At 59.5% G+C, this 26,272-nt stretch carries 15 protein-coding genes; 6 read left to right on the top strand and 9 right to left on the bottom strand.

Annotated features, from left to right (window positions below; all coding sequences use genetic code 11):
* The first annotated feature begins 5 nt into the window (after window positions 1–5).
* Both hexR and GVL50_RS12180 read left to right on the top strand, forming a co-directional pair.
* Window positions 6–872 carry a transcriptional regulator HexR gene (hexR, locus tag GVL50_RS12185; protein ID WP_053125183.1) on the top strand — a complete coding sequence of 289 codons (867 nt, stop codon included), beginning with the start codon at window positions 6–8 and terminating at the stop codon, window positions 870–872.
* A 228-nt stretch (window positions 873–1,100) separates the two neighbouring features.
* Complete coding sequence (locus GVL50_RS12180; protein ID WP_077575111.1) at window positions 1,101–1,304, top strand: PA3496 family putative envelope integrity protein; 204 nt, start codon at window positions 1,101–1,103, stop codon at window positions 1,302–1,304.
* Here the strand turns inward: GVL50_RS12180 and GVL50_RS12175 are convergent.
* Window positions 1,246–2,208: a LysR family transcriptional regulator gene (locus GVL50_RS12175; protein ID WP_159813193.1), complete on the bottom strand. Its 963-nt coding sequence runs from the start codon at window positions 2,206–2,208 to the stop codon at window positions 1,246–1,248. The genes GVL50_RS12180 and GVL50_RS12175 overlap by 59 nt on opposite strands.
* A 190-nt stretch (window positions 2,209–2,398) precedes the next feature.
* Between GVL50_RS12175 and GVL50_RS12170 the strand changes: the two genes are divergently transcribed.
* On the top strand, window positions 2,399–3,814 hold the full coding sequence (locus GVL50_RS12170) for an acetyl-CoA carboxylase biotin carboxylase subunit (protein ID WP_053125176.1): 1,416 nt from the start codon (window positions 2,399–2,401) through the stop codon (window positions 3,812–3,814).
* 101 nt (window positions 3,815–3,915) lie between these two features.
* Window positions 3,916–5,724, top strand: a complete 1,809-nt coding sequence (gene oadA, locus GVL50_RS12165) for a sodium-extruding oxaloacetate decarboxylase subunit alpha (RefSeq protein WP_159813191.1) — start codon at window positions 3,916–3,918, stop codon at window positions 5,722–5,724.
* Window positions 5,725–6,040: 316 nt separating this feature from the next.
* Here oadA and GVL50_RS12160 read toward each other — a convergent pair whose 3' ends face one another.
* Window positions 6,041–8,515 (bottom strand): autotransporter domain-containing protein, encoded by a 2,475-nt coding sequence (locus GVL50_RS12160; protein ID WP_256671859.1) that lies wholly within the window; start codon window positions 8,513–8,515, stop codon window positions 6,041–6,043.
* A 198-nt stretch (window positions 8,516–8,713) separates the two neighbouring features.
* Window positions 8,714–11,671 carry an autotransporter domain-containing protein gene (locus GVL50_RS12155; RefSeq protein ID WP_159813189.1) on the bottom strand — a complete coding sequence of 986 codons (2,958 nt, stop codon included), beginning with the start codon at window positions 11,669–11,671 and terminating at the stop codon, window positions 8,714–8,716.
* Between the two features lie 255 nt (window positions 11,672–11,926).
* Here GVL50_RS12155 and GVL50_RS12150 point away from each other — a divergent pair, with 255 nt between their 5' ends.
* The gene (locus GVL50_RS12150) at window positions 11,927–12,205 is read left to right on the top strand and encodes a helix-turn-helix transcriptional regulator (RefSeq protein ID WP_159813187.1); all 279 of its coding nucleotides are present in this window, start codon (window positions 11,927–11,929) and stop codon (window positions 12,203–12,205) included.
* Between the two features lie 97 nt (window positions 12,206–12,302).
* Here the strand turns inward: GVL50_RS12150 and GVL50_RS12145 are convergent, their stop codons facing one another.
* Genes GVL50_RS12145 through GVL50_RS12135 form a run of 3 tightly spaced genes read right to left on the bottom strand, consistent with a single transcriptional unit; the run spans window position 12,303 to window position 14,067 of the window.
* Complete coding sequence (locus GVL50_RS12145) at window positions 12,303–12,974, bottom strand: GNAT family N-acetyltransferase (RefSeq protein ID WP_159813185.1); 672 nt, start codon at window positions 12,972–12,974, stop codon at window positions 12,303–12,305.
* A 12-nt stretch (window positions 12,975–12,986) separates the two neighbouring features.
* Window positions 12,987–13,433, bottom strand: coding sequence for a GNAT family N-acetyltransferase (locus tag GVL50_RS12140; RefSeq protein ID WP_008078822.1), 447 nt, complete (start codon window positions 13,431–13,433; stop codon window positions 12,987–12,989).
* Between the two features lie 10 nt (window positions 13,434–13,443).
* Window positions 13,444–14,067: an FMN-binding negative transcriptional regulator gene (locus GVL50_RS12135; protein ID WP_159813184.1), complete on the bottom strand. Its 624-nt coding sequence runs from the start codon at window positions 14,065–14,067 to the stop codon at window positions 13,444–13,446.
* Between the two features lie 92 nt (window positions 14,068–14,159).
* On the opposite strand from GVL50_RS12135, the gene GVL50_RS12130 reads away from it, so the two are divergent.
* On the top strand, window positions 14,160–15,713 hold the full coding sequence (locus GVL50_RS12130; RefSeq protein ID WP_159813183.1) for a PLP-dependent aminotransferase family protein: 1,554 nt from the start codon (window positions 14,160–14,162) through the stop codon (window positions 15,711–15,713).
* A 2-nt stretch (window positions 15,714–15,715) separates the two neighbouring features.
* Here GVL50_RS12130 and GVL50_RS12125 read toward each other — a convergent pair whose 3' ends face one another.
* The 3 genes from GVL50_RS12125 to GVL50_RS12115 form a co-directional block, all read right to left on the bottom strand.
* A complete protein-coding gene (locus GVL50_RS12125; RefSeq protein ID WP_159813180.1) occupies window positions 15,716–20,278 on the bottom strand; it encodes a dermonecrotic toxin domain-containing protein in 4,563 nt (1,520 codons plus the stop codon).
* Window positions 20,275–24,864: a hypothetical protein gene (locus GVL50_RS12120; protein WP_159813178.1), complete on the bottom strand. Its 4,590-nt coding sequence runs from the start codon at window positions 24,862–24,864 to the stop codon at window positions 20,275–20,277. The genes GVL50_RS12125 and GVL50_RS12120 overlap by 4 nt, the downstream gene beginning before the upstream one ends.
* Window positions 24,865–25,014: 150 nt before the next feature.
* On the bottom strand, window positions 25,015–26,040 hold the full coding sequence (locus GVL50_RS12115; protein ID WP_159813176.1) for a histone deacetylase family protein: 1,026 nt from the start codon (window positions 26,038–26,040) through the stop codon (window positions 25,015–25,017).
* Window positions 26,041–26,272 lie beyond the last annotated feature (232 nt).

Below are 26,272 nucleotides of genomic sequence, written 5' to 3'. Positions count from 1 at the left end.
GCCCCTTGAATCTGCTGCAACACATCGCCCAGTCACGTCACCTGTTACGCAAGTCGGAGCTCAAGGTCGCCGACCACGTGCTGCTTGACCCTGCGGCCGTGATGCACAGTTCCATGGCCGACCTGGCCCACAACGTCGGCATCAGTGAGCCGACCATCGTGCGCTTCTGTCGCGCCATCGGTTGCTCCGGTTTTCAGGATCTCAAACTGAAGTTAGCGCAGAGCCTTGCGGCCGGTGCCAGCTTCGGGCAGTTCGCGATCCACGAAGACGACTCGGTTGCCGATTACAGCCTGAAGATTTTCGACACCACGTTGCACACGTTGATGGAGGTTCGCGAGAAGCTCGATCCGATTGAGTTGCAGCGCGCGGTGACGCTGATGTCGCAGGCGCAGCGCGTCGAGTTCTATGGTTTTGGCGCGTCGGGCGCAGTGGCCGCGGATGCGCAGCACAAGTTCTTCCGGTTGTTGCTGACCGCAGCGGCGTATTCCGATCCGCACATGCAGGCGATGTCGGCGGTGACGTTGAAGCCGACCGATGTGGCGATCTGTATTTCCCAGTCCGGGCGCTCCAAGGATTTGCTGATCACCGCCAATCTGGTGCGTGAGAGCGGGGCGTCGTTGATTACCTTGTGCCCGAGCCAGACGCCGTTGGCCGAGTTGTCGACGGTGAATCTGGCGATCGATGTGCATGAAGACACTGAGATCTATACGCCGCTGACCTCGCGTATCGCGCATCTGGTGGTGATTGATGTGTTGGCGATGGGCGTGGCCATGGCGCGTGGGCCGAGCCTGGTTAACCACCTCAAGAGCGTGAAGCGCAGTTTGCGTAGTTTGCGCCTCTCTCCGAAAGCCGCCAAAGCTCTTGATGACTGAAGTCATCTAAGGTCGTTCCGACCTTAATCGCGAGCAGGCTCGCTCCCACAGGGGATCTCCGGGGTACACAAATTCTGTGTCATACCGAGATCAAATGTGGGAGCGAGCCTGCTCGCGAAGGCGTCCTCAAAAACACCGCAAATTCATCGCACTGTCATCCGCAAGAAGCCAAACCGTCATCCCCGCCGCCTATCGTGAAACTCCCGTCATCGCCTTGGGAGACTCGAAATGGCTCAGCCCTACGAAGAACGCAACAGCGCCGCGAAAACCCGTCGTCAGCAGGAAGACCAGCGCCGCATGGAATTTCGCCGCGCTATCGAAGATCGCTTCGAACTCCGTCAGCTTCAAGCCGAAATCGGCGACTTTCCCGATATCACTCACTGGCAGGCGGCACCCGCAGCTTCCCGTCGAAGCGCTCAACCAGCGCGCTGATCTGCACGCGTTCGCTGCGGATAAACGCCAGGAAGGCGTGCGCCACCGGTGACAAGCGTTTGGCTTTCGCTTGCACCAGGCACCAGCTACGGAACAGCGGCAATTCCTCGACCGGCAGCTCGACGAGCCCGCCGGTCGCCAGCTCCAGGTTCAGGGCGTGGCGCGTCAACAGCGCCAGGCCCAGACCCGCTTGCACACATTCACGCTGCGCTTCGGCCGACGCCACTTCCTGAGTCTGAGTGAAGTGCACGCGTTTCTCTTTGAAATACTCTTCGCACGCCAGTCGCGTACCCGAGCCGGGCTCGCGGATCAGCAGCGTGTAAGGTTCCAGATCCTGCAAACGCAGCGGGCCCATGTGCGCCAACGGGTGATCCGGGCGCGCCACGGCAACAATCGGGTTGTTGAGGAATGGCAAAAATTCCAGGCCCATGTCCTGCGGCACCATCGACATGATCACCAGATCGTCACGGTTGTCCGACAGCCTGCGAATGACCTGGCCACGGTTGACTACGGTCAGTTGCAGGTTCACTTCCGGGTGCTGGCGCTTGAACGCGGCAAACAGGTGCGGGACGAAATATTTGGCGCTGGATTCGACCGCCAGTTTCAGCTGACCCTGCAGCGAACCCTGCATGTCCGACAGCTGCATATCGAGGTTTTCCAGACGCCCGAAAATATCCCGGCTGGCGCGCTGAAGAGCTTCAGCGGCTTCGGTCATGTAGAGTTTTTTGCCGACATAATCGAATAATGGCTGGCCGATCAGCTCTTCCAGCTGCTTTATTTGCAGGCTAACCGCCGGTTGGGTGAGCGACATTTCATCCGCGGCGCGGCTATAAGAGCGTAAATCGCACACCTCGTTGAAGATCTGCAGCTGACGCAATGTCATACGCATCAAGGACTTACGCATTTTATTCGGGCTCGGCACGCGGATAGATGTTCGAACTATAAGTCTTTACTTATGGCTAACCCAATTATTATTCATTTTTGTTAATCCCTTATGAGCGCTAGTGTGGATCTGCGACTAAATTGAAACATTTGGTCACGCGTCGACCTGGGTCTAGCAGGTCGTGGTGCCACCGGCTCAAGGGAACCTCCAAGTGATAACAAAGATCCTGATCGCCAACCGTGGTGAGATTGCCGTACGAATCGTACGAGCCTGCGCCGAAATGGGCATTCGCTCGGTTGCGATTTTTTCCGACGCCGACCGTCATGCGCTGCATGTGAAGCGCGCGGACGAGGCCCACAGCATCGGTGCCGAGCCACTCGCCGGTTATCTGAACCCGCGCAAGCTGGTGAACCTCGCTGTGGAAACTGGTTGCGATGCACTGCACCCAGGTTACGGTTTCCTCTCTGAAAACGCTGAGCTGGCGGATATCTGCGCCGAACGCGGGATCAAGTTCATTGGCCCGTCGGCAGAAGTCATTCGCCGCATGGGCGACAAGACCGAAGCGCGCCGCAGCATGATCAAGGCCGGTGTGCCGGTCACGCCGGGCACCGAAGGCAACGTCGCTGATATCGAAGAAGCTTTGGTCGAAGGCGACCGCATCGGTTACCCGGTGATGCTCAAGGCCACCTCAGGTGGTGGCGGTCGCGGTATCCGTCGTTGCAACAGCCGCGAAGAACTTGAACAGAATTTCCCTCGGGTGATTTCCGAAGCGACCAAGGCGTTCGGTTCTGCCGAGGTGTTCCTGGAAAAATGCATCGTCAATCCCAAGCACATCGAAGCGCAGATCCTCGGCGACAGCTTCGGCAACGTCGTGCACCTGTTCGAGCGTGACTGCTCGATCCAGCGTCGCAACCAGAAGCTCATCGAAATCGCCCCGAGCCCGCAACTGACCCCGGAGCAGCGCGCCTACATCGGCGACCTGTCGGTGCGTGCGGCCAAGGCAGTGGGTTACGAGAACGCCGGCACCGTGGAGTTCCTGCTCGCCGAGGGCGAGGTGTACTTCATGGAGATGAACACTCGGGTGCAGGTGGAACACACCATCACCGAAGAAATCACCGGGATCGACATCGTCCGCGAACAGATTCGCATCGCCTCCGGCCTGCCGCTGTCGGTGAAACAGGAAGACATTCAGCACCGTGGTTTCGCGTTGCAGTTCCGTATCAACGCCGAAGACCCGAAGAACAACTTTCTGCCGAGCTTCGGCAAGATCACCCGTTACTACGCCCCCGGTGGCCCGGGCGTGCGCACCGACACAGCGATTTACACCGGCTACACCATTCCACCGTTCTACGACTCGATGTGCCTGAAACTGGTGGTCTGGGCATTGACCTGGGAAGAGGCGATGGATCGTGGCCTGCGTGCGCTGGACGACATGCGTCTGCAAGGCGTGAAGACCACCGCCGCGTACTACCAGGAAATCCTGCGCAACCCGGAATTCCGTAGCGGCCAGTTCAATACCAGCTTCGTTGAAAGCCACCCCGAACTGACCAACTACTCGATCAAGCGCAAACCCGAAGAGCTGGCCCTGGCCATCGCCGCCGCCATTGCCGCCCACGCAGGCCTATGAATGAAACAGCTGCGAGCTTTTAGCTGCAAGCGGCAAGTAAAAGCAGATTGGCTTTTTCTTGCAGCTTTTAGCTTGAAGCTTGCCGCTATGAGGAGATACCAATGACTAAGAAGATCTTCGTTACCGACACCATCCTGCGCGACGCTCACCAATCGCTGCTCGCCACCCGCATGCGCACCGAAGACATGCTGCCGATCTGCGACAAGCTCGACAAAGTCGGCTACTGGTCGCTGGAGTGCTGGGGCGGCGCGACGTTCGACGCCTGCGTACGCTTTCTGAAAGAAGACCCGTGGGAGCGTCTGCGCCAACTGCGCGCGGCGCTGCCTAACACGCGTCTGCAAATGCTCCTGCGTGGCCAGAACCTGTTGGGCTACCGTCACTACAGCGACGACGTGGTCAAAGCCTTCGTCGCCAAAGCTGCGGTGAATGGCATCGACGTGTTCCGCATCTTCGACGCGATGAACGACGTGCGTAACCTGCGCGTGGCCATCGAAGCGGTGAAAGCGGCCGGCAAACATGCCCAAGGCACCATCGCTTACACCACCAGCCCGGTGCACACCATCGACGCGTTCGTCACCCAGGCCAAGCAAATGGAAGCCATGGGTTGCGACTCGGTGGCGATCAAGGACATGGCCGGTCTGCTGACCCCGTACGCCACTGGCGAACTGGTTCGCGCACTGAAAGCCGAGCAGTCGCTGCCGGTGTTCATCCACTCGCACGACACGGCCGGTCTGGCGACCATGTGCCAGCTCAAGGCAATCGAAAACGGCGCCGACCACATCGACACCGCGATCTCCAGCTTCGCCTCAGGCACCAGCCACCCGGGCACCGAGTCGATGGTCGCTGCGCTCAAGGGCACCGAATTCGATACCGGTCTGAACCTCGAACTGCTGCAAGAGATCGGTCTGTACTTCTACGCCGTGCGCAAGAAGTACCACCAGTTTGAAAGCGAATTCACCGCCGTCGACACCCGCGTGCAAGTCAACCAGGTGCCGGGCGGGATGATCTCCAACCTCGCCAACCAGTTGAAAGAGCAGGGCGCCCTCAACCGCATGGGCGAAGTGCTCGCGGAAATCCCGCGCGTGCGTGAAGACCTCGGCTTCCCGCCGCTGGTGACGCCGACTTCGCAGATCGTCGGTACCCAGGCGTTCTTCAACGTGCTGGCCGGCGAGCGCTACAAGACCATCACCAACGAAGTGAAGCTCTACTTGCAAGGCGGCTACGGCAAGGCGCCGGGCGTGGTCAACGAGAAGCTGCGTCGTCAGGCGATCGGCAGCGAAGAAGTCATCGACGTGCGTCCGGCCGATCTGCTCAAGCCGGAAATGACCAAGCTGCGTGCCGACATCGGCGCACTGGCCAAGTCGGAAGAAGACGTGCTGACCTTCGCCATGTTCCCGGACATCGGCCGCAAGTTCCTCGAAGAGCGTGCCGCCGGCACCCTGACCCCTGAAGTGCTGCTGCCGATTCCTGAAGCGGGCGGTGTGACAAAAGCGGGCGGCGAAGGCGTACCGACCGAGTTCGTCATCGACGTCCACGGCGAAACCTACCGCGTCGACATCACCGGTGTCGGTGTGAAGGCCGAAGGCAAACGTCACTTCTACCTGTCCATCGACGGCATGCCGGAAGAAGTAGTGTTCGAACCCCTCAACGAATTCGTCGGTGGTGGCAGCAGCAAGCGTAAGCAAGCTTCGGCACCGGGACACGTCAGCACGACCATGCCGGGCAACATCGTTGATGTGCTGGTCAAGGAGGGCGACACCGTCAAGGCTGGCCAGGCTGTGCTGATCACCGAAGCGATGAAGATGGAAACCGAAGTCCAGGCAGCGATTGCCGGCAAGGTCACCGCGATTCATGTGGCCAAGGGTGATCGGGTCAATCCGGGCGAAATCCTGATCGAGATCGAAGGCTGAAATAACCGCCGCGATCCAACGCTTTAAACCTCGGGGGGGCATGTGCTCCCCTTTTTTTGCCTGTGATTTGTAGGAGTGAGCCTGCTCGCGATGGCGGTGGATCAGTTGATGAAGATTTGACTGAAAAACCGCTTTCGCGAGCAGGCTCACTCCTACAGGGGATCTTCAGTTGTCAGTTGCATTTGCGGGTACCGCAGAACCGTGTGGGAGCGGGCTTGCTCGCGAAAGCGGTGGGTCATTCGAAGCAAATATCGACTGACACTCCCTCTTCGCGAGCAAGCCCGCTCCCACAACAGCCCATCAGCCCATCAGATCGTTAGAACGCCATGCGCCATTGGCCCATCACGCCGGTGTTGCGGCTGTCGGAGGCGATGTCGCCGGTGATACCCATGCCCAGCGTATGACTGGCTGATAGCGCCAGATCGAGGCCGGCATCCAGCGACAAACTGTTGCGATCCAGTTGCGCCCCAGCGATTTCGAAACCGATGCCACCGTTAAGCAACTCCTGGCGCGTGTGCATGTCGAGTTCGCCGTAGGTATGTTTCCAACCCGCACTCAGACGTGGCGTCAGTTGCATGCCGTTGTCGAGGTTGTTGGTTTTTGCCACGCGAAGGCCAAAGGTGCTGCTCAGGTTTTTCTGCGACTGACCGTGAACCTTCAACGCCGCGTCGCCACCTTTTTCGCTGTAACTGTCACGCTGGTAGCGCTGGTAACCGAGATTGGCGAAGGGCTCGAGTGTGAAATCGCCTTGGCCGAAGTCGTAACCCAGTTCGGCAAACGCTTGCTGGGTGCTCGCGTCGTAGCTGCCTATTAGGCGATCGCTAAAACCGTTGAACGCCACCCGACGTTTGCTGCTGCCGTCGTGACTGGCATAAGTGGCGCCAAGGCGCAGTGCCAGCGGGCCGTCCTGACGCACCGCGTAGGCACCGACATGCCAGCTGTCGAGATCGCCATCGGCATGGCGCGCATCGAGTTTGGTCTGCGAGTTACCGCCGATGATCCCGACATGCCATTGCTCATCGAGACGCCAGTCAGCACCTGCAACGAGACCTTGGGTGGAGTGTTTCAGGGTGCTGTCGGCGTCGCGATCGATTTTGCCGCCATTGCCCAATGCCTGAACCCAGACTCGACCGTTGCCGTCACCTGCTTTAGCCGATCTTGCATCGGTGTCGAGCTGACGCATGGCCGACAGCATGCTGTCGCTGACCGGTGACACGGCGCTTAGTGTGGCTTTGGCAAGGTTGGCGTTGCTGCCGGCGGCGAGTTGATCGAGCGCCAAAGCAGCGGTGTTTCTGTTACTGCCGAGCAGGGCGACGAGGGCTTGGTTCGCAGGTGCGATCGGTGCAGGAACACTGGCCGGGACGACGCTTGCAGTTGGTGCGGTTGGTGCGGTTGGTGCAGTCGTTGCAGGCGCCGCAGGAACAGCTTGAGTCGCGGCCGACGCGGAAGCCAGGACAGGGGCCGCATTTTCAGCTGGCACGGTAACCGCAACGGCAACAGGTGTTTCAGCTGTCGGGGAAGTATCAACGGGATCAGCCGTTACAGCCGAAGTAACCGCCTCGGCGGAGACGACAGTTCCGATTGAAGCGGCGGCCTCACCAGAAACAACCGAAACAGCAGTGTCCGCTGGCTCCGTAACCACCTCAGAAACCGTCGCTATCGCTGGAGCAGAAGACTCCGAAATCGCCGTTTCGATTACTGGCGTTTCCACCTGCGCTCCCGTCGTCTCAGCCACCACCGGCACTACTTCTGGCGGCGCGACCGGAGTGGTGGAAGCATCAAGCATCTGATCGATTTGTTTACCAATTTCGCCAGCATTTTCCGATGAGGCGGCGTTTTCAACCTTCTTTTCATTTCGGCTAAACGTCAGCCCGACCTGTTTCTCGTCGTATTTCAGCGTCGGTGTCATGAACGCCAGATCGTTTTCAATACGGCCAAATTCCCCGACGACTTTTCCCGCTGTCAGAATCGTGTGCTGGCTGCTTTTCGGGTAGTCGCCCGCCGTTGTGAGTTGCAACGTCGAATTACCCAGATCGGCCGTCCCGGCGACCACGATGGTCTTGCTAACTCCTTTCGCTTTGACCTCGTAAGCCAATGTCGCACTGGGCTTCAGGTTCAAATCGCCATTGACGGTAGCTGCGCCAAGCGCCTGGTTAACCTTCAGCAGTCCATGAACATTCAATGTGCCAGTCGCACCTTCACCGGCGAATTGACCCTTTTCATAGACGTGGACGGCGCCGCCAATGATTCCTCGGTTGTTGAGGTTACCGCCGGCCGCTACAAAAGCGCCTTCCTCGATCCCGCCTTTATTGATCAGCGTGCCTTCGACCACGGCATGTCCAGCAATCGCACCTTCATTGGTGAAGGTCGCTTCAGGGCGCACCACAACCCCTGCGGTGAAGTCCGAGGGCGTATTTTTGACTCGAGTCCAGACACCTTGTTTGACCTCAAGGCCATGGAAGTTTCGCGTATCACCCAGCGAACCCTTGGCCGCATCAAGTTGCAGGACATTCACACCGCCAGCGCCATCCACCGGGCCTGCAAAGCTGCCTTTACCGGTGACGATGAGCAGATCATCGCGCTCACTAAAAGGCTCGGCATAACCCTTCTTGTCGATCGGTATTTTAAGGGTGTCGGGATCGTTGATGAAGGTGTCGAGTAGCGCCGTCAGCGCGCCAGGGGTTGGCACGTTGGCAGGCACTTCTTCGGCCTGTGTGAATTGAGCGCAGCTCACCGCGAGGGTGATGGCCAGGGCCAGTTTTTTCGGTTGGTAAAAGTGTTGAACGGGCATCAAGTAAGGCCTCTTTTGACTGGAGACCAAACTCTAAGTTGAAGGCCTGTGGGGCCGATGTCAGCTGCTTCCCACAGGCTTGCGGCTTCCTTCAGTTTTCTCTGTGGAAAATCGCCGAGGCTGAGGAAACGGCCGGTTTTACCCAGCCATACCGGCGTGTTTTCCTACAATGTTTACAGATGTAACCCGCTGGCACTCTCAGAAACTCATCTGCCATTGGCCGATCAGCCCGTGATTGCGGCTGTTGCTGCCGATCTCGCCGCTGTAACCGACACCCAGCGTATGCCGCGCCGAGAGGCCGACATCCAGACCCGCTTCCAACACCAGGCTGTCACGATCCAGCGAGCTGCCATCGACACTGAACGCGGTGCCACCGGTGACGAAAGCCTGACGCGTCGAATTGCTCACATCGCCATAGGTATGCTTCCAACCAGCCGTCATGCGCGGCGTCAGGCTCATACCGTTATCCAACGTATTCAGGTGGGCCAGACGCAAGCCGAAGGTGCTGCTGAAGTTGTCCTGGGTTTCGCTGTCGACTTGCAGCGCGGCGGCACCACCCTTTTCCTGATAGCTATCGCGGTGGTAGCGCTGGTAGCCGAGGCTGGCGAAGGGTTCGGCGTTGAGTCGACCGCTGCCCATGGCGTAGCCGAGTTCGGCGAAGGCTTGCTGACTGTCGGCGTCGTAATCGCCTTTCGGGCGATCGCTGAAACCGTTGAAGGCGACGGTGCGTTTGCTGTCCCCCTGATGGCCGCTGTACGCCGCGCCGAGACGCACTGAAATCGGGCCGTTCTGATGCAGCGCATAAACGCCGGCGTGCCAGCTCTCGACGTTGCCATCGACACCGCTGGCGTCGAGATCGGTTTTCGAATAACCGCCGAGCACACCCACGCGCCACGCCGGGTTCACCGACCAGTCGGCGCCGAGCAAGCTGCCCTTGGTGCGTTGTTCCAGACCGCTGCTGCCATGTTCGCCGTCGAGCTTGCCGTAGCCGCCGATGCCTTGCAGCCACAGACGGCCACGGGCGTTCGGGTCATTCAGATTGCGCGCCTCGGAAGGCACGCCGTTCGCCGCCAGCACCGGTGTATCGCGCTGATCGAGGCCAACGGCCAGGCCCGGGCTGCCGCCGATTTGTTGCATCGCCGAGAGCATGCTGTTGCCGACCTGACTGCTGGCGGCGAGGGTGGCGCTGGTCAGGTTGGCGTTGCTTGAACCGGCGAGTTGTTCGATTGCGGCGCCCGCCGTGCTTTGCGAGGTGTTGAGCAGCGCGTTGTACAACGCGTTGTTGCTGCCCATCGAAGCGATGCTGTTGGCGGCGTTGCGGCCATTGCCAGTGGTAGCGAACTCGTTGAACGCCACGTCGTTGCGGTTGTAACTCAGATCAACCTGCGTCGGCGTGTAGGCGAGGGTCGGCGTGAGGAACGCGTAGTCGCTGGTGACGCTGCCGAAGGTGCCATTGACTTGCCCGGCCTGCAACACGGTGTACTGGCTTTGCCACGGATACGTGCCGGGGCCGGGATTGACCGCCAGCGTCACGCCGTTAAGGTTGGCGGTGCCGCCGACTTGCACCGGGGCGCTGCTGCCGTCGGCGTTGACACCGTAGGCGAGGGTCGAGCCGCTGCCCATATTCAAATCATGCACGACGGTTGCACGACCGAGGCTGGTGTCGGTGCGCAAGGTACCGTTGACGTCGAGACTGCCCACCGAACCGCCGCCGGCATACACACCGCCCGCATCGACGGTCAGGTCGCCAGCGATGCTGCCCTGGTTGATCAACGTCGCGCCATTGCGCACCGCGCCACCGTCGCTGAAATCGCCGTTGCCGGTCAGCGTCCACGCGCCTTGTTTCACTTCCAGCCATTCGAAGTTGCGACTGTCGCCGAAGCTGCCGCCCGCGGCGTCGTCCATCACCACTTGGTCATCACCGCTGCCGCCATCGACCACGCCGCCAAAGCGGCTGCCGTTGCGCAAGGTCAGGCTGTCGTTGCCGCCACCGAGATCCAGCGCCAGGCCATTGCTGCCGCTGATGGTGCCGCCGTTGACCACGTTGTCATCGAACTCGCCGACGAATTTAACGCCGAAACCGTTGAGGCCCTGAATGGTGCCGAAGTTCTCCAGCGTGGTCGCTGCCAGCCCTGAATTGCCGCTGCCGTCGTCGACCAGAATCGCGCTGTCGGCGCCGCTGATCAGTGCGTTTTTTGCGTTGAGAATATAGCCGCCGCCCAGCGCGATCCCTTCGCTGCCATTGGCGAAACCACCCTTGTCCACGCCGCCCGCGCCGACGCCTTGAATGGTGCCGTAGTTTTCGATGTGGGCGATGTTGTCGATGTCCACGCCGTCGCCGTCACCGTTCGCTTGCAATCCGGAGTAAGCGCCAGTGATGGTGCCGTGGTTGATCACCGTGCCGTCACCGTCGGAACCGAACCCGGAGCCGTTGCGCCCGGTGATCTCGCCGTAGTTGACCAGTGTCGCGCCGAGGTCGGTGGTGATGCCGTGACGACCACCGGAAATCACCCCGTAGTTGGTCACGCTGACGCCGCCTGCCGAGTCGATATCGATGCCGTCGAACTTCTCGTCGGCGTTGTGCGAATCGCCGGTAGAAATCTCGCCGTAGTTAGTGATCGTGGCGTTGGCACCGGTCTTCATGCCGTCGCTGGCGTCGCCGCGAATCAGCCCGCCTGCACGGTTGATGATGGTGGTTTTCACCCCGTCGCTGCGTAGCGCATCGAGATCCAGACCTTGGCCGGTGCTGGAGCGAATCACGCCACTGTTGTCGATCAACAGGCTGCCGCTGACGAAGTTGCTGTCGATGCGCACAGCATCGTTGGCACCGAGAATCTGCCCGCCGCTGCGGTTATAGATCGCGTAGTCGCGCGCCTTGCTTTCGTCGCCACTGCTATCAATCGCGCGGCCACCGGTGGAGATGATTTTGCCGGCGTTATCGATCACCACACCGGTGCCGCTGGTCTTGTCTTTCAGGCTGACGGTCTTGCCGCTATTGGAGATGCTGCCCGGCGCTGAAATGGTCAACGTGTCATTCCCGCCCAAGGTTTGCGCGGCGGTGGTGGCGGTGTCGATCTGAATGGTTTTGCCGTGGGCCGCCGTGGCGGAAATCAGCAAAGTGATGGCGAGGGAGAGACGCTGCGGCGGGAAGGACATGGGCGGAAGGCCTTTTTGTTATAAGCGGGCCGTCCTGTATAGCGAAGGGTTTTTACAGAATGATGTCGGTGGGTGATCTGCATTGTTTTGCAGCTTTATGGAAATAGCTGGGGAATATCTGCATTTTGTTGCAGTTTTCTTAGCGCCTTTGCCCTTTGAATCGCAATACATTGCAGATTGAGCGCTGATTAGTTCATCAGACTTACTCCAATATGGCTATGAAGCCTACTGCGTTAAAAAGGCGGAGGTAATGATGTGGGAATGACAGTTGCTGAGCGAATGGTGCTAATGGAAAGCATCCAAGGGGCAATCGCTGAGGGGACACTGGAAATCGGTGAAGCCGTTCGGCGTTTACGCGTGGAAGTGACTGGGTTGCATCAAAACCAGTTCGCAAGGATGTGCAAAATTTCAGTCCGTACATTAGTTCATATCGAGCACGGTGAAGTTAATCAGACGATGAAGTCGTTGAATGCAGTGTTCCGTTGTTTCGGGATGAAAATGAGCGTGGTGCGCATCCGTAGGGACGTGGGTTAAAGATCAAAAGATCGCAGCCTGCGGCAGCTCCTACACAGGTCAATGTAGGAGCTGCCGCAGGCTCGGGCCGCGTTCGGACGATCTTTTGCTTTGTGCCTCAGCTACGGCACTCAACCAAGCCTTTCACCTGTCCATCCGGCGTCTGGTTTTCATCGCTCAACCAACGCTCGAACCCGGCGCCGATCGCCGGCCATTCCGAATCCACAATCGAGTACCACGCGGTGTCGCGGTTCTGGCTTTTGACCACCATGTGCTGGCGGAACACGCCTTCGAAGCTGAAGCCCAGACGTTCGGCGGCGTATTTGGAGCGGGCGTTGCCGTTGTTGCATTTCCATTCGAGGCGGCGGTAGCCGAGGTCGAAGGAATGTTTGGCCAGCAGGTATACCGCCTCGGTGCTTTTCGGCGAGCGCTGCATCGGTGCGCCGAAGGTGACGTGGCCGATCTCGATGCGGCCCTGCGCCGGGACGATCGACATCAGGCTGAGGATGCCTTGCACCTGGTTGTTCGCACGGTCGATGACCGCGAAGAAATACGGATCGCTGGCGGCCGCATGGTTGTTCAGCCAGGCGTCGAAAACGCTGCGTTCCGGGAACGGGCCGTAGGGCAAATAATCCCAGAGTTTCGGGTCGGCGCCGGGGCCTTCGAGGGCGGCGAACAGTTGGTCGCCGTGGCGTGCCGGGTCGAGTCGTTCGAGGCGAATAAAACGCCCTTCAAGCAATGTGGCGGTGGGGGCGGGGACGCCTTTCCAGTCAGCCGGTGAAATGATCATGGGTGCCTCTCCTTAAATGGCTTTGCGAAACTGGATGAAGCCCGGGCGTTCGGCGATGCGCTCGTAGAGCTGGATCGCGGTGGCGTTGGATTCGTGGGTCAGCCAGTGCACTTTGCAGCAACCGTCAGCCTTGGCGGTGGCGTAAACGTGTTCGATCAGCAGGCGGCCGACGCCGGTGCCGCGTGTTTCCTCGGTCACCAGCAAATCCTGCAGGTAGCAGGAATTTTCGATGCTCCAGTTCGAGCGATGATAGATGTAATGCACCATGCCGACCGCTTTGCCATCGGCCCAGGCCAACGCTGCATGGGTCGGTTCGCTCGGATCGAGGAAACGCTGCCATGTGCTGTCGGTGACGGCGTCCGGCAGTTCGGTGTTGTAGAAGCGCAGGTAGGCCTGCCACAACGGCAGCCACGCGGCGCGGTCGGCGGCGCTGACCTGGCGAATGTCGATCTGACTCATGGTGATTTCCTTAGCGCATCAATTGGGCGAGGGTTTGATCGTTGACTTCGGGGCTGGCGGCCAGACCTTCACGCACGCCGGCAATGTCTTCGGCGCTGCGGTTTTGACTGAGTTTGCGCTTGCCCTCGAGGCGGTCGATGGGAATGGCAAAACCGACAATCGCCTTGAGCATGCCGTCGATGTAATCGGCGGGCGCATCGGCGACGGACCACGGCTGGGCGCGGCCGGCTTCATAACGGTCGGTGAGGGTGCTGACGATGTCGAGCAGGCGTCCACCATCGCTGAAGGTTTCGGCGTGGCCATAGGCGTGCACGGCGATGTAGTTCCAGGTCGGCACGACTTTGCCGTGCTCGGCCTTGCTCGGGTAAAAACCCGGGCTGACGTAGGTGTCGGGGCCGGCAAAAATCAGCATGGCTTCGGCGCCGTCACGCAGGTCTTTCCATTGTGGATTGGCGCGGGCCAGGTGCCCGTACAGCGTGCCGTACTCGCCTTGTTCGCAATGCAGCAGCACCGGCACATGGCTGGCTTGCAGACCGTTTTCGCCATGAGTCACCAAAATGGCGAGGCGGGTGGCGAGGATCAGTTCGTGCAGTTGGGACAGTTCTTCAATGGCAAAGGCGCGCGGCGTGTACATGGACAGATTTTCCTTGGCGAATGCCTGCATCCTAGGCAGGCTATTGGTCTGTTGTAAGAGCCATTGATGACCAATTTCATAGGTCCATTACCATGCCTGATTCGTCAACGCTGTCCATGCCCTTCAATCCCGCCGGTATCGAGCTTGATCGCCGGCAGGGCCTGAGCCGCCAGCTCTATCAGGCATTGCGTCTGCGCGTACTCGATGGGCGCTTGGCCAGTGGTACGCGGCTGCCGGCCAGTCGCGATCTGGCGGCGGCGTTGGCGATTTCGCGTAACAGCGTGGTGCGTGCCTACGATCAGTTGTATGCCGAGGGGTTTATCGAGGGGCGGGTCGGCGACGGCACTTACGTCGCGCAATTGTCGGCGCCGCCGCCCTCGGCGAAAAAACTATCCACAAAAGTATCCACAGGGTTGTCAACAGGCTTACCCACAGCCTTATCCACAAATTGGCTGGATTTACCTGTGATTCCATCCAGTAAAGTTATCCACAGCGATACTTTTTCACGCATCGAAAACAACCATTTGGCCAAGCCGCCGAGTGGTCCGCCGCGTGCTTTTCGTGTCGGTGTGCCGGCCTTTGATCTGTTCCCTTTTGAGGTATGGGCCAAGCTGAACGCGGCTTTCTGGCGCAAGCCGGATTTGCAGCAGCTGTGTTATGGCGACCCGGCCGGTGATGCGCGCCTGCGCGCAATGATCGCCGCGTATCTGCGCAGTTCGCGCGGCATGCAGTGCAGCGCTGAGCAAATTGTGATCACCAGTGGCGCGCAGCAGGGTATTAGCCTTTGTGCACAGTTGCTGGTGGAGCCGGGCGATGGTGTCGGCATCGAAAATCCTGGCTACCGCGCGGCGGGTCATGCGTTCGCTGTAGCGGGTGCGCGATTGCGCGGTATTGCGGTGGACGAGGAGGGCATTGATTGCGCGGCGTTGGCAGCGGCAACGGATTGTCGCGTCGCCTACGTGACGCCATCTCATCAATACCCGACCGGCGTGGTGATGAGTCTGGCGCGACGTCTGGAATTGCTGGCGTGGGCCGAGCGCACGCAAGGCTGGATCGTCGAGGACGATTACGACGGCGAGTACCGTTACACCGGCGCACCGCTGGCGCCATTGGCCGCGCTCGATCGGCAGGGGCGGGTGTTGTACGTCGGCACCTTCGGCAAAGTCGCATTCCCGGCGCTGCGCCTGGGTTATCTGGTGTTGCCGCCAGCGCTGGTGGATGCCTTTTCCCAGCGCCGCGCGGTGGATGTGCGCCACTCGGAAGTGAGCACCCAAGCGGTGATGGCGGAGTTCATGGCGGCCGGGCATTTTCAGCGACACATTCGGCGGATGCGCCGTGCAGCATTGAGCCGGCGCAACACCTTGTTGGCCGGTTGGCCGAGTGATATTCCCGGCGTCGGCAGCCTGCCGAGTGTGGCGGCCGGTCTGCATTTGACCATTCCCGTGGACACACTGGCCCGCGAGCAACAGTTGATCGGTCTGGCCGCCAGCGCCGATGTCGAGATCAACGGTTTAAGCAGTTATTGGCTGCCGGATTCAACCTTGCCGGCGGATCAACGCGCCGGCCTGGTGCTGGGTTTTGCCGCCGTGCCCGAGGCCGCGATCACTGCGGCACTCGGGCGTTTACGAAAGGTTTGGCGGGGCTGAGATCAAGGGTTTTCTTCGACGGCAGGTTCCTCCAGCACAGGCAGATCGAGGAACAGTTTGCGCAGTGCCGGATCAGTCAGTTTGCGCAAAACACCGTTGACCCGATCGAACGCATTCAATGATTTTTGCTGATCCACGGTGAGCGTTTCCAGGTAGCCGTCGGCGACTTTCAGGTGAGCCGTCGTCGGTTGGTCGGACGGTGTCTGCAGCGTTTTGTAGTGGAAGTGGGCAACCCACAGCGGCCGATTGTGATTGGCTTTGTCCAGAATCCGGAATTCCTGAAAGTAATCGCCGAACTGTTTCGTTGCAATCCGTCCGCGCTCATCACGTACGAGACTGACCTGCGCTTGCTCGTACATCCAATTGAAGGCGGTTTGCGTCGGCTTGCGCAGTTTGTACAGGCTGGCGCGGATATTCACGCCTTCCTGCCTGACATGTCGGGCTGCTTCACGCAGTTCAGCACTCAGCTCTGCCACTGGAGGCTGCTCTTTTTTGGCTTCGCGCAAGTTTTTCAGCGCTTGTTCGACCTCGTCAGCACTGCGCTCCAGTTTCAGCGCGTACTGATCATGGATGTCCTGCATGTCGGCAGGAATACGTGAGGGCCGCAGCGCATCCTTGCGGGTACGCTTGAGAAAGTTGGGGTAATCGAGAGTGAGATCCAGGGCATTGTTTATGGTGTCGATATCGTCGCGAGCCGGCGTCGGTGGCGAAGATGATTTTGGCAGTATTTTATTCACTGCTTCAGCGGGTTTTTGCGCCGGGGCTGCGGGGGCTGGATCGCGTGGTCGGGACTTGTGCACCTTGATCATCGCCCGCGATGGACCGGGGCGCTCGGATTGTGACGTCTCGGTGATCTGCAGGGATTCTTCATTGAGCAGCAGAGAGTCGAGACGGGTCTGCGCCACTTGCCGAAACTCTTCGATCACCGTGCGCAGATGCATCACCGGGGCGCGCTTGACCAGTCCCGGGTGAGTATCGGGCAGCTCGAGCAAGCGCTCGTCGGCATCGTTGAAGGTTTCGAGGAAGTGGTTCATCCGTTCCAGCTCCGCAGCGGGTGTCGCTGAGGGTGTTCCGGGATTGATCTGCACAGCCAGCTCATGCGCTGCTCTCGCCGCACTGATGATAATGCTACTGACATCTTCGCGAGCCTGACCCATGAGCGGGCCACCGCGGTCTTCCAGGCACAGCTCGTTGGACATGCCGATTTCATTGGCTTTGAAATCCAGCGCGGTAGCACGGGGCATGAGGTTTTCAAGTCTTGTCGCTGTGATGATGCCGGTTTTACCAAGCGCCTTGAGCTGCTCAAGGGAGGTACGAGCCAGGGTCAGTTTCTCTTCCAGTTGCTGGCCCAGATGGATCGAACGGCTGATGGTGTCGACGTAGATCTGGCGGGGGATCGGTTGATCGGCGGGTACGTTGAAGGCCATTGCATGCGTGGCTGCATCGTAGGCATTCCTGTTGATTAAAAACCAGGCCGAGATGTTTTTGTGCAGTTCTGTGGTCATGCGCACCATGTCGTACACATAACCGACCGTGCCGCCCTTGGTGCGCCATTCGCGCAGTTGATCCAGCGCCGTCGCGTACTCGTTGATGGCCGTTTCCACTTTTTGCCCGTAAGCGCGCGTGGCGGCTGCGCTTGCCGGTGGGGCTGCCCTGAGTTTTTCGTTGAACGTCGTGTTCAACTCGGCCTGGAGGATTTTTTCGCGCTCCTTGAACGCCTTCAATGCGTCTTCGAGTTGTTGTTTTCGGTGTTCGTTGGCGTGCTTGAAATGCTGCAGACGACTTTTGCGGCCACCCCCGCGCAGGCGCAAACGGGTGTCGATGTACCACAATCCCTGCAGACCGTGGGTTAACAGCGGGCCACTGCGCGTCGGATCGCCCGGTACACACAGGGTGACTTGATCCTCGGGATCCAGACGCACTTCAAACCAGCGTTCGCGCACCTGCGCGTAGGTCTTGTCCCCGAGCTGGTAGAGGTGAGGCGGCTCTACGTTGAGCGTGATCAACGCTTCGTGCTTCAGGTCGGGCGGTGTCACTTTCAGCGAATCCAGATAGCGCCCCAGTTCGGCGGAGTTGCGTCGTGGCACTGAGCCGCCGACTTCAAGCGATGAACTGTGTTCAGGCGGCAGTTCATTGAGCAAAGGCATTGGCTGAAAACGTGAGCTCACCGGGGCGACCTCGATTTTGCGCGGGACTTCAATGACCGTTCGTGGGGTGCCTGCCGTGCCCGAAATCCGACGTCGTTGCCGCACGGCGTGGTGGGTCAGAATGATCCCCAGCGTCAACAGCACATTGCCCAGTGAAGTCCACTCGCCGAGGCGATTACCGCGTTCATGCGCGTCGAGCGCCTGCTGGATTTCCTCAATGCTTTGCCACACCCAAACGGCTGTCCCGAGCGCGCCGCTGAGAAAATTCGAAGCGACATTGAACAGGCTCCAGCTGCTTTCCTGCAGCAACAGCCAGCGCTGATCGGCGTTGGACAGCGATTGACGATCCGCCAGTTCCACGATGGCCCGTGCGTTGTTTTCGAACAGCGTCTGCAGCCGGTCACCGTTGATTTCGTCATGGCCGAAATTCACGTGACCGAGCCCGTCCAGACGCAGATTGGGGTCGGAGAGCTGTTGCGTGATCAGCCAAGGCGACGGCAATCCTACGGGGAACACGTACTGGGCATATTCGAAACTCAGGTTGCGATCGGGCAGCCAGGCCAGTACCGAATCCCTGAGTTCGCCCGGTTGATGCAAGGCGTACAGCAAATTCTGTCGTGACGGGAATTGCATCAGCGTCGGTTCAAACAGCGGGCGGTACAGGATGCATGGACCATTGTCCGGATCGCCCGGGCCGATGATGAACATGTTGGTGACGGTGTCCGCGGCGCTGACCAGTCGATGCTGCGGGATCAGCGTCAGCGGGCAGATGGAAATCCGCTGTGAAGGCACGATGGGTTCGCCGACCAATTGGCGAATGTAGGCAAAACCGGTTTCATCAAACCCGTTCTGCGCGCGAACTTTGTTTTCCAGCGCAGCGAGCGGCAGCAGCATGCGCAATTGCTGGTGATACAGCGTCGCCTGACGCGCAGACTCCTGTGGGTCGTCGAGCAACCTGCGCTTGATCAGCTGTGGGTAGACCTGACCGATATCGACTTGCTTTGACAGCCGCACCAACAGATCGACTGTCAGCCAGGCCGGTACAGGCTCACCGTGTTTGAAACGCAGGCTGGCCTGATAAGGCGCGGTATTTTCCAGGGCGAACTCGCCGAGGTTGCGCGAATAGGTGTCGAGCACGTTGGGCAACGTCAGATCACCGGCGGTAAAGCTGTTGGTGATGCTGATCTCGAGATCATCCAGGGGCAGGGCGGCGGCGCCTTCGGCTTGTTTGTCGCGAATAATTGCTTCGTGCATCAGCCGCTGGGCAAAACGGTCGATGGGCTCGATCAGATCTTTGCTGATTTTGACCTGCGGGTCGCGGTACAGCTTGCCCAGGCCGGTGATGTATCGACTGTAAGCGGCGAGGTCTTTGGCGGAGGCGTTGTGCAGCCAGTCCGGAATTGCTGCGTCGAGTTGATCGAGTCGGGCCTGTTCGTCGACGGGTATCACCGATTCCGTCAGGGTGGCCGCAGCGGAAGGGTTGTCGCTGTCACTGGCGCTGATCGCGACAATGGCGTCGAGCTGCGAAGCCACCAATGCCCAGGCCATGTGATCAAAAATGTTGCCATCCGGCTCGAACAATCGCCACTGCATCGGTCGCCCGTCCAGCTGTTCGGAGAGGCGTGAGGGCAACGACGCCCCCAGCGCATCCATCGACGCAAACGACTCGTAGCCGCTCTCGATGGTGTACATCAACACCCGCTCGTGCCCTTCGTGACGAGCGCGAATGACCAGCGCGCCGCCCAGCAACAGGTGAGTTGCGCCAGCGCTTTCGAGAATGTCGATATCAATCAGGCCGGCCCGAATGTCGCTGAAATCACCCTGAGTTGCCAATCGAATGTTCTTGTCCGGCGTGGTGAAAATCAGCCGGGCCAAGGCACACTCTTCGGTGTTCCAGCCCTGCACCTGGTTGACGTCCAGGGCTGTGCGCAAAGAGTCGGCAAGTGCTTGCCAATGCGGTTCGGAGCGGCTGCTGCTGTTCCAGAAGTCCAGTTGGCGTTCCTGATACTCGACAAACAGCAGCGGCGCGTACTCATTAAGCAGGCGGCCGATCTCCTCGATGTCGACGGCCAGATGCCTGGGCGTTGGCGCGTCGGGTTCCGTGGTCAGGAAGTGTTCACCGGCGAGAAAGTTGGCCGCGGCACCGTACAAATTCAGGCGTACCAACGCGTGGCTCAGGGATTCAAAACGAGTGGTGTCGGCAACGATCTGATGGTCTTCTTCACGCCATTGCGGTGTACCGATCATGCACTTGTCTGGATTCAGTGCCAGCTCGGGATATAACCCGTGTACGGCTTCGCTGAGCAATTGCGCAGCAACACCTGCCAGCGTCGGCCCATGGCTGGTCAGGTTGACCAGACGGCTTTTATCGAGCAAGGGCGTGGACGGGCTGGAAGCCAATGTGATGACTGGATTCATGCGTGTGCCTGCGATGTGGAAGGTGTGGTGACAGAAAAAAACAGATTTTTTGCCAGTTGCACGCCGATCTCGCTGCGGTAGATGGCGATCACATCCTGTGTGCTGGACGCACTGGTCAGGTTGTAGGCTCCGCCTAACAGGCGCTGGTCTCGGGTCTTGAGGTGGGCAGCGCTGAACAACTCGGCGACCGTGTCGGCGCGCTCGTAATGAAAGTGCGCGTACCACAGCACGGCGTTGGTTTTGCGGTCGCGAATTTCATATTCCTGCAGAAAGTCTTTCCTTGGGCCTTTGAGCCGACGCCGACCGGCAATCACTGCAATCGTCACCTCTTGCTGCGCCACTAGCCATTCGACGCGCGGCGCTGTGGGCAACTGGCGTTTGGTCATGCTCACGCGCAGTGAATGCCCCTCGGTCTTGAGCTGTTTCACCGCCGCGTCGAGTTTTTCTTTGAGCAGGGTCGCGGTATTCGCCTGGGCATTTGAAGAGGGCGCAGAACGCAACGCCTGTTCGATGGCCTTGGCGGTATCGTGCAACTGATTGGCGTGGTGGTTCAGCGACTCTTCGACTTCGATCGGCAGCCGGTTCGCTTCATGAGCGAGACTTTTTTGCCGTTCGATAAAGCCCTGCAGCGCATCCAGCAAGGATTGCCCCGAGTTCATCAGGCTGCTCAAACTTCTCGGTGGCAGGATTTTCGGAGGTTTGCTGCGCAGGCGTTGCACCCAAACGCCCGGTTCCTTTTTGTGAAAGGTTGCCAATACCCTGCCGGTCAGGCTGGCTTTGACATCCGCCAATTGCACGTGACCCTCGGCTTCTTTGCGTGGCACCGCGAGCTGAGTGCCTTTGAAGCGCGTTTTGATGGCTTTCTTTACCGGCGCGCGTGACGGGCCGGGCTGTGGCTGCTGAGGTCCACGGTCACGCAACAGTTGAGTCAGTTGGTGGGTGCTTTGCTGGCTGAATTCGCTGATGTGTAATTGCAATTGCTCAAGCTGATCGGGTATCAGCTCTGCGGCTGACTGCAGCGCAAGATCGCGTAATCGCGAGTCGATGATGGCGAACTGATCGACCAATGCATTGAGCGGCTCGATACGTTGGCTATCGCTGAGGACATGATCCTCACGTTGCAGATCCAGGGAGTTCTGAATCGCCAGATCGGCCTCGTCGACCAGACGTTCGAGGTTTTCCCGAACAGCGTCCAGCCTGGCGCTGTTGCCTTCTTTGACGCAGAACGGACGCGTCAGCGTTACCCGTAGTGCTTTCATGTCCGGTACTTCGTACTCCGGCAGTTTTCTCTTGAAATCACTGGCAACTTGCGCGGCTTCTTTGCCGAGAATGTTCAGTTCGAGAAAACTCGCTTGAGCCATTTCTGTACGCTGGATCATCAGGGTGGTCAGTCTGAGCATCTCTTTGTAAGGGCCCAGATCAGCCGGCTTGATCCCTAGCTCCTCACCGGCCAGCAGCTTCAATGTCTCGTTCAGCGACGACTTGAATGCCGTTTCGATCTGATCGATCCACGACTGATTGAAAAACAGCTGGGTTCTGAGCATCTCGATCATTGAGGCGCGGTAACGCGGAACGGCATCGAAGCGGTTCAGCTCTTTGACCGAGCTGATGGCGCCGTCGTAGGCGCGGATCTGTGCTTCAAGCTTTTGCAGAAATACCGTTTCGTGGGCGGGATAGGTCGCATCCGGCGCACTGAGCATCGCCTTGCGCGCAGCGACCAACGCCGCCTTCGTCGGCCCCAGCTGGTTGTCGAATTGTTTAAGTTGCTGGCGCAGTTCGTCGACCCGCTGTGCATTCTTGCGCAGCACTTCGGCTCTGCGGCTTTTGAGCCCGCCACCGCGCAACCGCAGGCGCGTATCGATGAACCAGCGCCCCTGAAGGTTATGTACCAGCAGGGGCCCCGGGCGTGGTGGCTGGTGGCGGGAGTCGATGATCTGTACATCGTGCTGGTCGTTGAGTTGAACCTCGAACCAGCGCGATCCGACATTGGCGTAGAGCTTGTCGTCGCTGGCATAGAGGTGTTGCTGCGGGCCCTCATTGATGGGTTGTCCCAACTCGGGCGGCTTGTTGATGGCAAAGCGTTCCAGAGCCTGACCAAGGCTGACGGGCGTGCGATTGAGCGCGCCATCGCTATGGATTGCCAATTGATGGCTGGCCGGCAAGTCGACGGATGAAATGTCCGCGAGCTGTTTCATCTGGATTTTCGTCGGGTGCACAGGTGTTTCAACGACTGTGTTTTTGACCTGCGCTTCGGTTTCGCCGATCCGGCGAGTCGGCCTGCCCCGCGTGGCCGCGCGATGGGCCAGCACCATGGCCAATTGCAGAAGCAGGTCAGTGAGGGCGTGGGCAGCCAGTTCGTGGTCGTCGTTTTGTGCAGCTTCAAGTGTTTGCTGCAGGTCATCGAAAATCTGCCAGATCCACACTGCCGCGCCGAAAGTCGGATTGAGAAATGGCAGCACCGCGTTAAACAGTTTCCACGCCCCCAGTTTCAGCGTCGCCCAATGACTTTCGGCGTTTGATACCGATTGCCGGTCGGCGAGATCGATCAGCGCGTGGGCATTGGCCTTGAACAAAGCAGGCAGGTAATCACCTGCCAGTACGTTGCCGCCCAGCCTCACCGGTCTATTGAGGTTGACGTTAAGGAGCGGATTGGTCAGCAGCTCGGCGAGCACCGCGAGGTCGGGCAAGTCGCCGTGGAAAATGTAGTTTGAATAAGTGGCGCGCACTCGATCCGGCAACCAGGCGAGTACCGATTCGCGGATCTTTTTCGAATGCTTGATGGCGTAGATCAGACTCGCCGGTGTCGGGTACTGAGTCAGTGCGTTATCCAGCAGGGGCCGGTAGAGCAGGCACGGGCCTCTAGTCGGGTCACGCGGGCCGATCACGAACATGTTGGTGACGGAATCAGCGCTGTCATCGGCCTGTTGGTCAAGGACGAACGACAGTGGCCGGATGACGATTTCCTGATCGTCGACGCGGCGACTTTCACCGTCGGTACTCATCACCGCGACGACGTAACGATAACCCTGCTCATCAATGCCGCCTTCGCCGCGGATCTTGTTTTGCAGCGCGATCAGCGGCAGTTGCACTCGCAAGTGACGGCTGTACAGATCCTCTAGATAAGCCGACTTGACCGGGTCATCGATCAGTCGATCCTTGATCCGCGCCGGGTAGGTTTTACCGACATTAAGCGTGGTGACCAGCTCTTCGACATAGGCGGTCGTCAGCCAGTGGGGAACGCTTTGCGCGCCGAGGAAATACAGTTCTTTATCGCCCAACGGTTCCGCGATCAGGTTTTCCAGAGCCAGTTCGGCCAGGCTCAGGATCAGCGTCTCGCTAGTGCCGGTGGCCTGAGTACCCCAGACCACCGGACTGGTAATGCGGATACGCAGATCTTCAAGTTTCAGGTCTTTGGCTTCGGGGTGTTTTTTCTGCATCAGCAAGCTGATGTTGTTCAGAGCGAAACGCTGAATCGGCGGGATGTCATCTTCAAATGAAGTGGCACTGTTCTGCCGTACGGCGGCCAACTCCATGAGGTGGCGGCTGAACGCACTGAGGTCGTTGGAATTCGCTCGGCTCAGCCACTCTGGTAATAACGGGTTGATGCGATTGAAGCGCGCGTCGTTGTTGTGCGCGTGATGGGCGTTGGTGTCCGGGGCTGGTCTTGCCGGGTTGTCGCTGAAATCAAGCTCGCCCAGCGCCTGAGCCTGGAGGGCGATCAACGTGCAGGCCTGGGTGTCGAAAAAATTGCCTTCGGGTTCGACTAATCGCCACTCGACCGGACTCTCCGGTGGCTGATCGGCAAACTGGCTCAGGTATTCGCTCAGTTCTTCCAGTGAAGAATGGGCACGAAAGCCGATGACCACCGAGTGGCTGAGGATCAGCGTGCGTTCACCCTGCACGCCGATGACCACAGCGATGTCCATGATGTTGAGGTGCTGCGCGGCTGCGCCTCCGCGATCCAGATCAATCAGGCAGACCCGCGTCTGGTAAGGATCATGGGACTGGCGAAGGGCGCGGTCGGGATAATTGAATACCAGGCGCGCGAGGGCGAGTTGATCGGCGTCCCAGCCTTTGACCCGCTTGAGGTTCCAACGGGCGCGCAGGGCCAGCGACAGCTCCTGCCAGCGAGGCGTGTCGGGCTTGGTGAGCTGGTTCCAGTAATCGAGCTGCTGTTCCTGATAGGCGGTGAACAACACCGAGGCCAGCGTGTTGAGCTGCCGGCCGATGGCATCGATATTGACGGGTAACTGGATGGTCGGGTTGGCGCCCGGTTGTCGAGTCAGGAACTGTTCACCGTCGATGTACATCACCGGTTTGCTGGCGATCACGTGCCACAGCAGAGCGTCGGTCAGGGACTCGAAACGAGTATCCCCCGCAATGATCTGTTCACCGTCGCTGATCCAGGAAGGTGTGCCGACCATGACCAGATCCGGATCGAGTTCAAGGGCCGGGTAAAGCCCGGCCAGTGTCGAGCGAAGCACCGTTGAGGCGACTTCACGCAGGGAAGGGCCAGTGACCAGTTGTGTCAACAGGTCGCCGGGTGGAGTGGGCGTGGGTTGAGAATCGGGCTCGTTGTTGAGCATGTTCAGATCCTTCTGACGATGAGGCTGCAAAACGCAGCATCGGATTCGCGAAGGTAGCGGGGGTTCTTTGGCGTTTGGTGGTAACTATTTATCGCAGGCAAAAAAAGACCCGCGCAGTGGCGGGTCAGTTTGTGCGCCAGTCTGTCGGGGTTACTGCTCGAAACCTTCCAGCACGTTCACCGCGTTGATGCCGATTTCTTCGACCGCGTAACCCCCTTCCATGACGAACAGCGTTGGCTTGCCGAGGGCGGCGATACGCTTGCCCATCGCCAGGTAATCCGGGCTGTCGAGTTTGAATTGCGAGATCGGATCGTCCTTGAAGGTGTCGACACCGAGCGACACGACAATGACGTCGGCGCCGTAGCGGTCGATCTCGTCGCAGCACTGCTCCAGCGCTGCGCTCCAGACGTCGTAGGCGGAACCGGCGGGCAGCGGATAGTTGAAGTTGAAGCCTTCACCGGCGCCTTCACCGCGTTCATCGTCATAACCGAGGAAGAACGGGAATTCCGCTTCCGGGTGGCCGTGGATCGAAGTGAACAGCACGTCGCTGCGCTCGTAGAAAATCGACTGCGTGCCGTTGCCGTGGTGGTAGTCGACGTCGAGGATCGCGACTTTCTTGTGGCCTGCATCGAGGAAGGCTTGCGCGGCGATGGCGGCGTTGTTGAGGTAGCAATAACCGCCCATCAAATCGCTGGCAGCGTGGTGTCCCGGTGGGCGGCACAGGGCGAAGGCTGCGCGTGCGCCATTCTGGATTTCTGCTTGAGCGGTCAGGGCGACTTGCGCTGCGCTGTAGGCTGCTTGCCAGGTGCCGGCGGTGATCGGCGCGCCGCCGTCGAAGCTGTAATAACCGAGTTGGCCGTGCAGGCTGGTCGGTTTTATTGCACGCAGGGTGCGCGCCGGCCAGGTATAGGGCAGCAAGTCGCCGTCGGTGTTGAATTCAGTCCAGCGATCCCAGGCGCCTTTGAAGAAATCGAGATAGTCGCGGCTGTGGATACGGGCGATCGGGTCGAGGCCGAAATCCTTCGGTGCTTCGACCGGGCCGAGGTTCTGTTTTTGTACGCGTTGCAACACATGGTCGGCGCGCGAGGGCATCTCGAAACACGGTTTTAGCTGGCCATCGATCAGTTCGCAGCGGCCGTGGTGCAGGTGGTGATCGTCTGAGTAGATCGTCAGCATTTGTTGTTCTCCGCAAGGCTGGTTCGGTTGCGTCCAGTGTTGCGGCGCGAGGCGAATCGGAGAACGGCAGGAAAGGCCAAAAGGGGATTGATCTGGCCAAAACCTCTGACCGCAATTCGCCCCTTAATTACGCAGGGCTGGCCATGAAATACACATCCATTGTGGGAGCGGGCTTGCTCGCGAATGCGTCGTGTCAGTCGACATCAGCTTATCTGACACACCGCCTTCGCGA

Source organism: Pseudomonas sp. 18058, assembly GCF_902706155.1.
Classification (GTDB): Bacteria; Pseudomonadota; Gammaproteobacteria; order Pseudomonadales; family Pseudomonadaceae; genus Aquipseudomonas; species Aquipseudomonas rustica.
The sequence above is the reverse complement of the archived record's forward strand: the minus strand, read 5'-3'. Positions and strand labels throughout refer to the sequence as shown.

Coding starts and splice junctions, on each gene's coding strand:
- GVL50_RS12145 (WP_159813185.1), bottom strand. CDS start 12,974: ATGATCATTTCACCGGCTGACTGGAAAGGCGTCCCCGCCCCCACCGCC.
- GVL50_RS12180 (WP_077575111.1), top strand. CDS start 1,101: ATGGCTCAGCCCTACGAAGAACGCAACAGCGCCGCGAAAACCCGTCGT.
- GVL50_RS12155 (WP_159813189.1), bottom strand. CDS start 11,671: ATGTCCTTCCCGCCGCAGCGTCTCTCCCTCGCCATCACTTTGCTGATT.
- GVL50_RS12130 (WP_159813183.1), top strand. CDS start 14,160: ATGCCTGATTCGTCAACGCTGTCCATGCCCTTCAATCCCGCCGGTATC.
- GVL50_RS12115 (WP_159813176.1), bottom strand. CDS start 26,040: ATGCTGACGATCTACTCAGACGATCACCACCTGCACCACGGCCGCTGC.
- GVL50_RS12140 (WP_008078822.1), bottom strand. CDS start 13,433: ATGAGTCAGATCGACATTCGCCAGGTCAGCGCCGCCGACCGCGCCGCG.
- GVL50_RS12120 (WP_159813178.1), bottom strand. CDS start 24,864: ATGCTCAACAACGAGCCCGATTCTCAACCCACGCCCACTCCACCCGGC.
- GVL50_RS12135 (WP_159813184.1), bottom strand. CDS start 14,067: ATGTACACGCCGCGCGCCTTTGCCATTGAAGAACTGTCCCAACTGCAC.
- GVL50_RS12125 (WP_159813180.1), bottom strand. CDS start 20,278: ATGAATCCAGTCATCACATTGGCTTCCAGCCCGTCCACGCCCTTGCTC.
- GVL50_RS12160 (WP_256671859.1), bottom strand. CDS start 8,515: ATGCCCGTTCAACACTTTTACCAACCGAAAAAACTGGCCCTGGCCATC.
- GVL50_RS12175 (WP_159813193.1), bottom strand. CDS start 2,208: ATGCGTAAGTCCTTGATGCGTATGACATTGCGTCAGCTGCAGATCTTC.
- oadA (WP_159813191.1), top strand. CDS start 3,916: ATGACTAAGAAGATCTTCGTTACCGACACCATCCTGCGCGACGCTCAC.